This window comes from Parabacteroides sp. AM08-6 (assembly GCF_003473295.1).
Taxonomy (GTDB): domain Bacteria; phylum Bacteroidota; class Bacteroidia; order Bacteroidales; family Tannerellaceae; genus Parabacteroides.
Map to the genome: position 1 here is coordinate 45,008 of NZ_QRMP01000021.1, position 13,757 is coordinate 58,764.

12 protein-coding genes and 1 tRNA gene are annotated in these 13,757 nt (G+C 42.7%); 9 read left to right on the forward strand and 4 right to left on the reverse strand.

Features of this window, described 5'->3' with window-relative positions:
- The first annotated feature begins 5 nt into the window (after nt 1–5).
- The 3 genes from DW103_RS12765 (at nt 6) to fumC (ending at nt 3,305) form a co-directional block, all read left to right on the forward strand.
- Nucleotides 6–257, forward strand: coding sequence for a DUF6582 domain-containing protein (locus DW103_RS12765; RefSeq protein ID WP_370453486.1), 252 nt, complete (start codon nt 6–8; stop codon nt 255–257).
- Between the two features lie 287 nt (nt 258–544).
- Nucleotides 545–1,870 (forward strand): MATE family efflux transporter, encoded by a 1,326-nt coding sequence (locus DW103_RS12770; RefSeq protein ID WP_122276722.1) that lies wholly within the window; start codon nt 545–547, stop codon nt 1,868–1,870.
- Nucleotides 1,871–1,898: 28 nt separating this feature from the next.
- Nucleotides 1,899–3,305: a class II fumarate hydratase gene (gene fumC, locus DW103_RS12775; RefSeq protein WP_122276724.1), complete on the forward strand. Its 1,407-nt coding sequence runs from the start codon at nt 1,899–1,901 to the stop codon at nt 3,303–3,305.
- 105 nt (nt 3,306–3,410) lie between these two features.
- On the opposite strand, the gene DW103_RS12780 is transcribed toward fumC, so the two are convergent.
- A complete protein-coding gene (locus DW103_RS12780; protein WP_122276726.1) occupies nt 3,411–5,588 on the reverse strand; it encodes a S8 family peptidase in 2,178 nt (725 codons plus the stop codon).
- 333 nt (nt 5,589–5,921) lie between these two features.
- Here DW103_RS12780 and DW103_RS12785 point away from each other — a divergent pair, with 333 nt between their 5' ends.
- From DW103_RS12785 to DW103_RS12800, 4 genes are all read left to right on the forward strand, one after another.
- Entirely contained in the window at nt 5,922–7,184 is a 1,263-nt protein-coding gene (locus tag DW103_RS12785; RefSeq protein WP_122276758.1) for a putative DNA modification/repair radical SAM protein, read from the forward strand.
- A 3-nt stretch (nt 7,185–7,187) separates the two neighbouring features.
- A complete protein-coding gene (locus tag DW103_RS12790) occupies nt 7,188–7,952 on the forward strand; it encodes a TIGR03915 family putative DNA repair protein (protein ID WP_122276728.1) in 765 nt (254 codons plus the stop codon).
- 151 nt (nt 7,953–8,103) lie between these two features.
- Nucleotides 8,104–9,153 carry a DUF2776 domain-containing protein gene (locus DW103_RS12795; protein ID WP_122276730.1) on the forward strand — a complete coding sequence of 350 codons (1,050 nt, stop codon included), beginning with the start codon at nt 8,104–8,106 and terminating at the stop codon, nt 9,151–9,153.
- A 27-nt stretch (nt 9,154–9,180) separates the two neighbouring features.
- A complete protein-coding gene (locus tag DW103_RS12800) occupies nt 9,181–9,882 on the forward strand; it encodes a hypothetical protein (protein ID WP_122276732.1) in 702 nt (233 codons plus the stop codon).
- 116 nt (nt 9,883–9,998) lie between these two features.
- On the opposite strand, the gene DW103_RS12805 is transcribed toward DW103_RS12800, so the two are convergent.
- From DW103_RS12805 to DW103_RS12815, 3 genes are all read right to left on the reverse strand, one after another.
- Nucleotides 9,999–11,285, reverse strand: a complete 1,287-nt coding sequence (locus DW103_RS12805) for a Gfo/Idh/MocA family protein (RefSeq protein WP_122276734.1) — start codon at nt 11,283–11,285, stop codon at nt 9,999–10,001.
- Between the two features lie 98 nt (nt 11,286–11,383).
- Nucleotides 11,384–11,944 (reverse strand): crossover junction endodeoxyribonuclease RuvC, encoded by a 561-nt coding sequence (gene ruvC, locus DW103_RS12810; RefSeq protein WP_122276736.1) that lies wholly within the window; start codon nt 11,942–11,944, stop codon nt 11,384–11,386.
- The gene (locus DW103_RS12815; RefSeq protein ID WP_122276738.1) at nt 11,941–12,255 is read right to left on the reverse strand and encodes a DUF4286 family protein; all 315 of its coding nucleotides are present in this window, start codon (nt 12,253–12,255) and stop codon (nt 11,941–11,943) included. The genes ruvC and DW103_RS12815 overlap by 4 nt, the downstream gene beginning before the upstream one ends.
- Before the next feature lie 82 nt (nt 12,256–12,337).
- Here DW103_RS12815 and DW103_RS12820 point away from each other — a divergent pair.
- A tRNA-Ala gene (locus DW103_RS12820) sits at nt 12,338–12,411 on the forward strand.
- Between the two features lie 154 nt (nt 12,412–12,565).
- Nucleotides 12,566–13,729 carry a site-specific integrase gene (locus DW103_RS12825; RefSeq protein WP_122276740.1) on the forward strand — a complete coding sequence of 388 codons (1,164 nt, stop codon included), beginning with the start codon at nt 12,566–12,568 and terminating at the stop codon, nt 13,727–13,729.
- Nucleotides 13,730–13,757: the final 28 nt, after the last annotated feature.

The window sequence follows — 13,757 nt, forward strand, 5'->3', positions numbered from 1 at the left end:
TGACAATGACAAAAAGAACTTCCAGTGACAAACTGGACACAGCAGAAAGGCGGGAACTTCCGGATTCTGCCTTCGGATTGCCAGACAGACGCGAATTTCCAATGCCGGATGCAGCCCATGTCCGTGCCGCCGAAGCGTATTTCCATTATGCTCCTGAGGAATATAAGCCGCTACTGGCTCAACGAATACTCCAAAAGGCAGCAGAATTCGGTGTAGACGTAGAAAGTCCTACCGTCCTATCGTGGGCGGAGAAGTAGGGAGTATGTTTCCTTTTCAAGAAGATTTAGGTACTTCCACTTTTGTATCCGAAAAAGTCCTACCTTTGTCCCGTAAACAATTCTAACAGTAAAGTTCAACCCATGAAACACCAGCTCTGTATATAGCGTTTCTCTTCTGAAATAACAGGCGAAAAGATTCCAGCCTGTTCATTCGCTATCCTATACATATACAGGGTATGGTATTTTATTCTATTACTTTTTTAATCATCGCTACGGTACATTCCTGGTTTGGAGTGTATCCGGACGCATACATTTTAAATTGAATTATGAACTTTACATACAAACAAATCTGGCACATCAACTATCCAATAATGATGAGCCTGCTAATGGAACAATTAATAAACATGACAGATGCTGTCTTCTTGGGACGAGTAGGAGAAGTAGAATTGGGCGCATCGGCACTGGCATGCATGTATTATCTGGCAATCTATATGCTGGGATTCGGCTTTGGGCTGGGTGTACAGGTGATGGTCGCACGAAAAAACGGGGAAGGTCGTTTGCAAGACACCGGACGGATATTCTGGCAAGGGCAGTATTTTCTAATCGGACTGTCTGCGACAGTCTGCCTCTTGTCCGAGCTTTTTTCTCCCATATTATTGAGACGGATTATTTCGTCGGAGGCTGTCAGGCAGGCAGTTACGGACTATGTAAGTTGGCGCTGTTACGGACTGTTTTTCGCTTTTCCCGTATTGGTTTTCCGTTCTTTCTTTGTCGGAATCACGAAAACAAAGGTATTAATTGTCAATTCCATATTAATGGTTTTGGCCAATGTAGTGTTAAATTTCCTGCTGATATTCGGATATGGTGGACTTCCGGCGATGGGGATTGCCGGAGCAGGACTGGCTTCTTCACTGGCGGAGGGCTTCTCTTTACTCTTTTTTATTCTATATACCGGAAAAAAAGTCAATAGTATAAGATATGGGTTAAATGCGGTTTACGATTTCCGATTGTTGTGGCAACTCACAAAAATGTCGGTCTGGACAATGATACGTTCGTTCATTTGTGTCATTCCCTGGCTTCTCTTTTTTGTTATCATTGAACATTTAGGAGAAACACAGTTGGCGGTTGCGAACATCATACGGAATGTTTTTACGATATTCTTTGTGATTTTAAATTCGTTCGCAACGACAACCAGTGCACTGGTAAGCAACCTTCTGGGAGCTGGAGAAAGACAATACATCCTGTCTCTGTGCCGGAAAGTAATTCGGTTAAGTTATCTTGTCGGCGTCCCGTTCGTCCTGTTGGCGCTTTTGGGAGCGAACTATGTACTCAGGATTTACACCGGAGACGAGACACTACTAAGGGAAGCTTTCCTTCCGTATATAGTGATGTTGTCAAGTTATTTTCTGTCGGTACCGGGATATACCTATTGTAATGCAGTCATAGGCACGGGACATACCCGTATCGCTTTCCTATTCCAGGCAATGACAATCCTTGTATATTTGGTCTACCTGTATATACTCTCTTTGTATCCGTCGCTACCATTAGCTATTTATTGGACAGCAGACTATCTGTATGCTTTGCTGTTATTCGTATTTTCTTACCATTATATGTGTACGCACGAACAATTCAAAGCTCGTTTGGTTTTATAATAAACAGACATTAATAAAATAGCATATTATGGAATATCGGATAGAAAAAGATACAATGGGAGAAGTGAAAGTTCCCGTTGATGCTTATTATGGAGCACAAACACAGCGCAGTGTGGACAACTTCAAGATTGCGCGTGACATTAACCGGATGCCCAAAGAGGTGATTTATGCCTTTGCATATCTGAAAAAAGCGGCGGCAATGGCAAATAAAGAGGCAGGCGTTTTGTCTGCTGAAAAGTGTGATTTAATCGGACGAGTCTGTGATGAAATCCTTGCAGGCAAGCTGGATGATGCTTTCCCTTTGGTCGTCTGGCAAACAGGAAGCGGCACGCAGACCAACATGAACGTGAATGAAGTAATTGCGAACCGGGCACAAGTTCTCAGTGGTGGCAAACTGACCGACAAAGAAAAAATCCTGTCTCCGAACGATGATGTCAACAAATCTCAATCGTCCAACGATACTTTTCCGACGGCCATGCATATAGCCGCATACAAAATGTTGAAGGAAGTAACTCTTCCCGGACTTGAAAAATTGCATACTACGCTGGTGAAGAAAAGCCGGCAGTTTATGACAATTGTCAAGATAGGGCGTACGCATTTCATGGATGCAACGCCTCTTACGCTCGGACAGGAGTTCAGCGGTTATGCCTCACAACTGGAGCACGGCATACATGCTATCAAGAATTCGCTCATGCATCTGGCCGAATTGGCTATCGGCGGTACGGCTGTCGGAACCGGCATCAACACTCCTCCCAACTTCGATGAATGTGTAGCAAAACGTATTTCCGAACTGACCGGTCAACCTTTTGTCAAGGCTCCGAACAAGTTTGAAGCACTTGCTTCCCATGACGCATTGGTAGAAGTTCACGGAGCTTTGAAAACCGTAGCTGTCAGTCTGATGAAGATTGCTAACGATATACGTATGTTATCCTCGGGACCACGAGCCGGCATCGGTGAAATACATTTGCCGGAAAATGAACCGGGTTCGTCCATTATGCCGGGCAAAGTAAATCCGACACAGTGTGAAGCCTTGACAATGATTGCAGCCCAAGTTATGGGAAATGACGTAGCTATTTCGGTCGGAGGGGCCAATGGGCAGTTCGAACTGAATGTATTCAAACCGATGATTATCTATAATTTCCTGCATAGTGCACGCCTCATTGGTGAAGGTTGCCTCAACTTCAATGACCGTTGTGCCGTTGGTATCGAGCCTGTCCGGGAAAACATTCAGAAACATCTGGACGACTCACTGATGCTTGTGACGGCTTTAAACCCGAAAATCGGTTATTACAAAGCCGCTTCTATCGCCCAGAAAGCCTATAAAGAGAATAAAACATTGAAACAGGCTGCCATCGAACTGGGCCTGCTTACCGCAGAAGAATTTGACGAATGGGTCGATCCATCCAAGATGGTAGGTAAACTGGAAGAAGAATAATGCGTACAGATTTATTTCCCGTATGAGACAAAACGGCTCCTTATTCTTTTCTCTTCTTTTGAGAATGAATAAGGAGCCGATTTTATTTAATATCTGACGGTTACATTACAACTTCAATTTACGGCTGACCGTTCCTTTCTCCGTCGCAATCCGTACGAAGTAGACACCCGAAGGAAGCTGCCCAACGTTTATCCGGTAATCGACCGATGAAGGAGTATTGACCTTTTCTCCGTACCAATGACGTCCGGCAGCATCATAAACATGCACGGTAAAAGTTTCGGGCATAGATGCCCAACGGATATGAAAACTGCCGGGAGTACTTCCGTTATAAACCGAAACAGCTTCTTGAGGAGAAGTTGTAAGTATCTCTTCATTCGAAGTTTCTGTACCTAATACATCCAAAAGTCCTTTGTATACGTCAATCTTTCCATACCCCCATGCCCCGTTAGGATATTCAATGCCTTTATCCCGAATAGCAGTACGAGAAAACACATCCCTGATATCATCGGGCGAAAGAGTTGGATTGTCCTGAAGCCAAAGAGCAATACTTCCGGAAACAAACGGTGTTGCCATAGAAGTTCCACTCATGGCTCCCCAGGAATATTGTTTACCGTCCTTAGTTATATTCTTTACGATATAGAGGCTGTCTGCATCCATTCCGGCTTGAGTGTTCAGATAAAATGAACTGAAAGAAGAGACTACCAAATGTCCGGGCGCAGTAATTTCCGGTTTGATTCGTCCATCCAAAGTCGGACCGACACTGGAAAAGAGTGCTAATTCGTTCCTATAATAACCATCCCAATAAAGCTGTTTTCCATATACATTTCTAAACTTAAAACGAGCGGCATAAGCACCTACGGAAATAACTTCGGAGGCTGTGGCCGGTGAATTAATAGAATAATCGCTGCTGCCAGCCCGGTAACGGGTCCCCTTTCCTAAGTCGGAGAAAAGGCTATTCTCAAAGCTCCAAGCTCTTACCGGCGTACCTTTCGTTGCTGTTCTCAATAAAAAGACTTCCTCGTTCTCTGTATTTTTTGGATATTCAATATAAATCATCATATTATATTTCCCGTTTTCCGAATAAAGTTGAGGACGGAAAGAGACTTTATAAGTACGGCTTTTGTCCTCACTATTAAATTTATAGGTTCCTCCCCTTCTATTATCCACGGAAATGAAGTCACTGGTTTGTATTGTCTTTCCTTGTTTTGTGTCATACAAATCCAAACAGACGGAGAATAAACCTTCTTGCTTATCTCCCCACAAATCTATAAAGGTATGGGGACTATCCGGACCGCTTGTACGCAAAACAAAAGTTCGCAATGTATCGGATGGGGTCATTAAATCGACATAGAGCGGCATATCACCGCTATTACCCGCAGCAGCCGTAACAATCTTACCCGGCCCGCAGAACTCATTAATCATATAATCTAAGTTATCAGTCCCATCGTGAGGCCCCAACCCATTGCCAAGGCTCAAATTCACGACGCAAGGCTTCCCTTCTCCCTCCGCATATTGGAAGATATAATTGATACTATTTGCCAAATCAACGTCAGAAAAGCTACTGGGAACCAAACACAAATCACTCTCGTAAGCAACACCTTTATAAGGAGTGCCTGCTCCGCTTCCGGCTGCAATACCCGCCACATGAGTAGCATGTGTCACGGTTTTCGAATCGAGAGATCCTCCGGCTCTCAGTATTTCCTCCTGAGTAACTAATTCTTCGTGGGTATCATCCGAGTTCAGGTCCCAAACTCTTTTAATACGAAAGTTTTTTCCTTCCGCATCATAAAAGGTAGGATGCGTATAGTCCATACCCTGATCTATAACCCCGATAATTACCCCTTTTCCGGTATATGGATGCGACAATCCCATACCTAAGTGTGCAGGTAATACATCCGATGCGCGTAAAGCCGAATCCATGGAAGCGACCATCGGACGGGCTGCTTGGATATATGCTATCTCCGGTTGTTCGGACAATGCTTCCAAAGACTTGTAGGGTATTAAAACTGTCGCTCTGTCGTTCACCCGGGTTTGTATCTCGCAACCGGCGGATATTAAAACATCCCAACCTTTCTCGTCGGCCACCTTTACAAAAGCGGACAGTTTATTTCCGGACATTCCGCTTTTTAATAATCCGGAAAGCGTATCTTGACTGGCTACTTTGTCAAGAAGGATACGGGTATAAGGGGAAAGCTTAGAAAAGTCAGCATCCTGTGCCCAAATGACCTGACCTCCGAGAAGGAGTATCACAAACATAGATAATAAAAAGTTTCTTTTTCGCATAAATTGATTTGTTTCGTTTAAAGTCTACGTCATTCCCGGGGTATCCTAACAATAAGTAATGCCTGGTTCCAACAGGTCTGCCCACGAAAGCCCGCTGGTTGTGTACTTCATAAAAATTATCACTTATAAGGCAAAGGTAACTAATTTTTCTACTATATATCACACTTGTGGTAACTTTATAAAAAAAGGAGATGCACTTGTCCGATATGCTTGTAAGTATTCTTTCATAAGGCAACCGGCAAATAAATGAAAACTTTAACTAAATCCGCCATACGGAAAGATATAATCCTAAGAATTTCTTCTTATTTTTGTTCAGAAATCCCCATGTATGATATGGACGAAAGTGTTCTCGAAAAATTAAAGATATTGGCTGAGTCTGCCAAATATGATGTTTCCTGCGCTTCCAGCGGAACGTCGCGTTCCAGTAAAAGCGGCGGCATCGGAAGTGCGGCAGGATGGGGTATTTGCCATAGCTTTGCGGAGGACGGACGATGCATATCGTTACTCAAAATCATGTTGACAAACTATTGTATGTTCGACTGCGCTTATTGTATTAACCGCAGGAGTAACGATATCCGGCGGGCAACTCTCTCGGTAACCGAACTGGTCAACCTGACGATTGAATTTTATCGCCGTAATTATATCGAAGGACTTTTCCTAAGCTCCGGAGTCGTTCGCAATGCCGACTACACGATGGAACGCCTGGTTCGTGTGGTAAAAGACCTTCGGCTGGTACACCGTTTCAACGGGTATATTCACCTGAAAAGTATTCCCGGAGCCAGCCAGGAACTGGTGAACGAGGCAGGGCTTTATGCCGACCGTATGAGCGTAAACATCGAAATTCCCAACGAAAAGAGCTTGCAATTGCTGGCTCCCGAAAAAGATTTTAAAAGTGTATTCCAACCGATGCGTTATATTCAGCAAGGCGTTCTCCAAAGCGCGGAAGAACGAAAGCGTTTCCGCCACGCTCCGCGTTTTGTTCCTGCAGGGCAAAGTACACAAATGATAATCGGAGCTACGCCTGATTCGGACAAAGACATTTTACATCTTTCGTCTGCTCTCTATCAACGTCCGACAATGAAGCGCGTTTATTATTCAGGCTTTATTCCTGTGAATGAGTACGACAACCGTCTTCCGGCACTCAAACAACCGCCGCTTGTACGAGAGAACCGCCTTTACCAAGCTGATTGGTTGCTTCGCTTCTACCAATTCAAGGTGGACGAGATTGTAAACGATACTTACCCGGATTTGGACTTGGAAGTAGACCCGAAATTATCCTGGGCACTCCGTCATCCGGAAGTTTTTCCGGTCGATATAAACAAAGCGGATTATGAAATCCTGCTCCGTGTACCGGGCATCGGTGTTAAGTCCGCCAAATTGATTATCGTATCCCGCCGCTATTCCCGGCTGGGGAGCGAACAACTAAAGAAAATTGGGGTAGTGATGAAAAAGGCCCAATATTTCATTACTTGTCATGAGCTGCCCATGCAAACCATCCACGAAGTAAGTCCTGAAGCCGTACGCCGGCTGCTTATCCAAAAAAAGGGACGGAAAAAGACGGACGAACGGCAACTAATCCTTCAATTCCAAGACTAACAAATGACTATATTCCAATACGACAAAACTTTCGAAGGACTGTTGACTGCGGTTTTCGATGCTTATTTCCGCCGCAGTTTTCCTGATATGCTGGTAGCCGAGGAAGAACCTTTACCCCTGTTTTACGATGAAGTCATTCCCATTTATACCGATGCGGCCAAATGCGACCGCGTCTGGAAAGGATTGCAAAAGAAAGTTTCAGCCACAGCTCTCTCCGTCATTACCGTCACTTGGCTGTCAGAACTTCCCGGCATAGACATCCTGCTCTTCCGGTATATCCGCAAAGCAATTGATGCTCCTAAAACGATTGAATTGAATTTCGGGGACCCGATTGTATTGGAAGTGGCTAAAATATGGAAGAAAGTAAGCAACGAACGTTTGCGCGTTATGCAATTCTTCCGTTTCCAAAAAGCGGCGGACGGCACATTTTTCTCAGCCTTGGAGCCTTTATACAATGTTCTACCTCTTGTCATCCCCCACCTGAAAGATCGTTTTGCCGACCAACATTGGCTGATTTACGACCTGAAACGGGAATATGGCTACTATTATGATTTGAAAGAAGTGACCGAAGTGCGTTTTGAAGAAAAGCAGGCACATTTGCTCTCCGGATTACTTAGTGAGGATTTAATGGACGAAAACGAGAAACTGTTTCAACAGCTTTGGAAAGAATACTTTAAATCCATTGCTATCAAAGAACGTCTCAATCCCAAACTTCACAGGCAACACATGCCCGCCCGTTTCTGGAAATATATGACAGAGAAGCAATAAAAATCTATCAATCACAGAGTCAAAAGGACTACTTTTTGAAAAGATTAGAGAATTTTCTTGCTTGATTCCGGTTATCTTTCAGATTTTCGCGATGAACCGAAACAATTTCATGCCACATACTGTTTGAAAGAATATTTTAAACAACAACAAGATGAATTACGGCATTAGTGTTCTATTCAGGGCAATACCGTTATTGATGGCCCTGTTTTGTTTCGGTTACGGAGGGTTTATCATATCATACGGAACAGACCCCAGCAGGGAAGTAGCAGGCCCGGTAGTATTCTCTTTAGGGATGATTTGTATTGCACTTTTCTCGACAGCTGCTACAATTATTCGACAGATTATCGGAACATTCGGTACGGTGAGCAAATATGTATTGCCAGGACTCGGATATCTTTCGGCCATTTTAACTATTGTCGGTGGTATTCATCTTTTGCATACTTCCACCGAAGCTGCATCATTCGTGGCAGGTCATGTCATTTGCGGCGTAGGACTAATAACGGCATGTGTGGCAACAACAGCAACATCTTCCACCCGTTTTACAATGATTACGGTCAATGCCAAAAAGAACAATCACGAAACACCTCCCGAAGCATTCACACGTGCACAAGGACTAATGCTGATTTCCATTGCTGCCATTCTCTCCTTCGTGACATGGGTATGGGCATTCTGCCTACTCTCCAAAAGCGAAATTCATCCGATGTACTTCGTAGCGGGGCATGTAATGATTGGGCTTGCGTGTATTTGTACGAGCCTGATTACACTTGTTGCTACTATCGCCCGGCAAATACGGAACATTTTTTCCGCCTCGGAACGAAAAGTATGGCCCGTACTGGTATTGATAATGGGGAGCCTTTGCATTATCTGGGGATTAATTCTAATCTTGGGAACGGCAAATGCGTCTAACGGTTCAACCGGTTATATTATGATTGGTCTGGGATTGGTATGTTACAGCATTTCCAGCAAGGTCATTCTGCTGTCGAAAATATGGAGACACGAGTTCAAGTTATCCAACCGTATTCCGCTCATTCCAATATTCACAGCATTATCCTGCCTTTTTTTCTCCGCTTTTCTATTTGAGATGGGAACGGAACATAATTACTATTTCGTCCCAGCACGTGTGTTAGCCGGATTAGGAGGTATCTGTTTTACGCTCTTCTCGATTGTAAGTATTCTGGAAAGCGGAACGTCGGGAAAATAGCAATCACAAAAAGAAAAGAAAAAGAATATGAGAACAAGAAATTTAAGCTGGTTATTTGCCGTTCCGGTCTTCTTCATGGCTTGTACCGGAAACAAACAACAAGCGATGGAGATGGCTGATGCGGAAACTATCAGTACGGATACACTCCCTTCCGGCCGGAACATTTTCTATTTCAATGGTGACTTTACGTACTATGCCGATGCCGCCACTCTGAAAGATTGTGTCAGCGGTTCCACTTTACCTATCGCCATGAAAGGAGAATACCTGAAGGTTGAAAAGAAATACAAAGAGATGGACCCGAAACCCAAAGAAGCTATCAACTGTGGCGTAATGGGATACCTGATTAATAAAGGTTCTAATGAGGAAGGTGCAAAAAAACAATTACTAATTACCGGACTGGTGGGCTTCGACAAGAGTGCAAGTTGTACACCAAGCCAACGGATTACCGATGATATTTATGCCGTTTTCCGCCCGAATGAAGAACAGGCGAAAACAAAAACATCTCTTACATTTGATAAGGATTTCACTTTCCAATGTGTAACTTATCAACTGTCTCCGGTAAAACTCCTGAGCGAATACAAAGGAGATTGGTACAGAACAGATAAAAATCTGATTGTCCTGTTAGTCAACGGGGACGTGCTATATCAGGGAACAATCGATTTTACAAATATGAACCTCATCCTCGAAAATGACCAAGAGAAGAATGTTATATTCAGAAGAGGCATTTAAAAACAAAGAAAAAGTCCGGAAATAAAATGGAATGCAGAAAACAGCGATAACTTCTTACTTGCACGCTGCCTCTGCATTCCTCTTTTATTTGCGTTCGATTATTTTCTTATTACGGATTATATTTCGAGGCTGTAGGGCTGACGTATCGGATTACTACGACGCCTGTTCGCTTCATCATCAAAGAAAAATTCTTCTTTTTCAGGATTCCACACCAACTTACGGTCAAACTCATAACAAAGGTTGACTATATGGCAGAGGGATGCCGTACGATGTCCGACTTCAACCGTACTTAAAGGTTGTTTACGGGTTTTCATAGCGTTCAGAAAATCTGCATAATGGTCGTCGCTCTTATAAAGATGAATTTCATTTTCTCCGATTTTCACATCCTGTAATTTTGCAGGAATGATATCCAAGAAACTGCGACTAATATCAATTACACCATTGGATCCGATAAAACGAACAGCATTCCCGTCATCTTTACGGAAAGGTTCGTGTGTCATAATCGTACCATTGGCATAACGCATCGTCAGCGGGCGCAATTCGGCAGGATCGGCAGGAATATATTCCACCGGACCAGAGTCGTCCATCCCCATCGCCCACTGAGCTATATCAAACATGTGCGCACCCCAGTCGCATATCATACCTCCTCCATATTCCTTGTAATTACGCCAGTTCGGAAACGTGTTACGTTCCATAGGAGGAGCCAGTTCTTCATTATACGGATTCATCTCAGCCGGTCCTATCCACATTTCCCAATTCAATGTTTTAGGAACAGGTTGTGCCGGTAAATTATATTTAATGGGAGGAGGGCCGACGGATACTTTTATTTCTTTTATTTCACCAATGTAACCATTGCGCACCAACTCGCAGGCATGGCGGAAATTACGCCAGGAACGCTGCATATTTCCAACTTGCAATACACGGTCATATTTTTTCACGGCATTGGCCATAGCGCGACCTTCTGCAATACTATGAGCCATTGGTTTTTCAACATAAACATCTTTACCAGCCCGGCAAGCTTCGATTGTCAACACTGCATGCCAATGGTCCGGAGTTGCAATAATGACCCCGTCAATATCTTTACGGTCAAGCAATTCATGATAATCGGCATACTGCTTAAAACCTTTGTAAGCCTGTCCTTTAGCCTTTGTTGTTTCCGTTTCGATAATTTGTTGCATCGCTTGTAGCTGACGCGACTCGCAATCGGATGCAGCTATCAGATTAGCCCGACGCGAAAACTCCGGAGCCAATGTCCAGCGCCCCTGTGCTCCACAACCGATAATTCCTAAATTAATTTGATCACTGGGAGGAGTGAAAGCTGTTCCCCCCAATACGTGCCGCGGCAGGATAGTAAACCCGGCCAGTGCTATCGCACCACTACGAAGAAAGTCTCTTCTTTTCATACTTGATGTATTTTTATGGTATTAAAAATAGGTTATTAGTTTACAAAGCTAATAATAATATAAGATAAAACAAACCCCTGATAGAGGTTTTCACTCTTTTATTTTCTAACTTTTCCGGGATTTTTAGCCACAAAATCCTTCCATCCGGTATATTTTTTCTCCGAAATCGGATTATTTGTCTGAAAGAAATGACAAACGGCAGCCGCAAGTCCATCCGTAGCATCCAGTTGCGGTAGCATTGCCTCATCCGGGATATGCAGAAAACGTTGCAGCATCCCCGCAACCTGCTCCTTCGCGGCATTACCATTTCCGGTAATGGACATTTTTATTTTCAAAGGCGCATACTCAAAAATAGGAATATCCCGTTCAAGAGCAGCAGCCATCGCAACCCCTTGGGCACGGCCTAGTTTCAACATACTTTGTACATTTTTACCGAAAAAAGGGGCCTCAATCGCCAATTCGTCGGGGTGATATTGCTCGATTAAGCCCAAAACACGTTCGAAGATTTTACGAAGACGCAAATAATGATCCTCATATTTATTTAATTGAAGCACTCCCATCGCTTCAAGTCCGGGCTTACTTCCCGCTATTTTCAAAACGCCATACCCCATGACTATTGTTCCGGGGTCAATTCCTAATATGATACGGTCTTTCGTCATTCTTTCCAATCCAATTCTTCCAACAAAGTGCTAAAACCAGCTATCTTTTGTCCGAAACGGTTAATCAATGCCTGTTGTATCGCACTTCCTTCGTTTTGTAACCAGAAATTCAACGTATCTACATTCTTTACATGAAATTGGACAGAAAAGCTTTCCCCTTCCTCCGCTCCGGTACGCATAACCCTACGAAGGCATGGTTTCTGCAGAAAACCACTGGCTATAGCCTCCGGTATATAACTCTTTTTCAGATATTCGATGCTTTCATCCAGTATATCCGCTTCAATATGAAATGTTGTATTATAAACTATCATCTACATTTTCTCCAAAGATTCCAATACAAAGATAATGTATATCTCAGGAAAAGCCCTATATTTGCACTCGAAATCAACAAACGGGGCATTAGCTCATCTGGCTAGAGCGTCAGACTGGCAGTCTGAAGGTGATCGGTTCGAGTCCGATATGCTCCACGATTTAACAACAATAAACAATTAGGCGACATTCCGCAAGGGATGCCGCCTAAGTTATTTTATAGCATATCAGTCACTTATAATCATTTTCGGGAAACAGATTTACTAATATTAATTTTTAGATGTAGGTAATATCGACTTTGTAGGTAAAAATATGGCGACATTCAAGGTATCACAAAAGAGAGTAAATAAGAAAGGAGAAGCTCCAATATATATCAGCTTCTATCTTAATCGAGAAAAAGTAGAAGTTCCGACACGTATTAGCATTCCTCCTACGTTTTTCGATAAAGAAAACGGTATAATAAAAAAATCGTATGAATTTGCATCAGACAAAAATCTAATCATATCCAATATCAAGGCAAGCATTAATGATATTCTTGTATGTTACCGACTGCGGAAAGAAAACTTAACAACCGAACTATTTTGGAAAGAATATAATTTGCCAAGAAACCGCCAAAACTTCTATGAGTTTTGCGAAGAATACCAGCGATTACGATTTCAAGAAGTAACAGTTGCAACACAAAAGAAACATCGTTCTTGCTTAAATAACCTCAAAAGCTTCCAATCTTCCCTAACCTTTGACCAATTAACCACGGATTTATTCCGCCGGTTTATTCTTTTTCTCAGGAACAAACGCGGTAATAGTGAAATTACAATCAACAAGACGATTCGAACTATCGCTGTATATATCAATGAAGCTGTAAAAAAAGAGATTATTAAAGAGAGTCCAATTAAAGGGTTAAAACTTAGAGGCGCTATGGAAACAACAGCAGAAGCATTAAACGAACAAGAATTAAAAATACTTGTTGATATGTATAAACAACATACATTCTCTGGAACAACACATGATGTATTAGAATTTTTTCTTTTTATGTGTTTTAGTTCGCTACATATTTCTGACGCCAGAGCTATACAAATAGACCAAATTGGTAATGATGAATTTTGGTACATGAGAGGAAAAATGGTTAATATACGCCCTCGCGTAGTGAGAGTACCAATATCCGACTTCCTTAGAGAAATTATTAATCACAAAAGAAAAAATCGAACACATGGACAATTATGGGAAGGTATGATTGCAGACCAGAAAGTAAATGAAAAACTAAAACAAATAGCTTCTGCTGCTGGTATAAAAAAAGAGTTGTCTGCTAAATTTGGCAGGCACACTTTTGCCACTATTTTTCTACGTGGGACAAAAGATATTAATACTTTGAAAGAGATTATGGGACATAGTAATATTAAGCAAACCTTAATCTATGCCCATGTTCTCGATCAGGATCGTAAATTGGGAGTTAAGGTGTTCGATTATTTCGGGAATTAAGCCCATAACAATATATTACAACCCATGT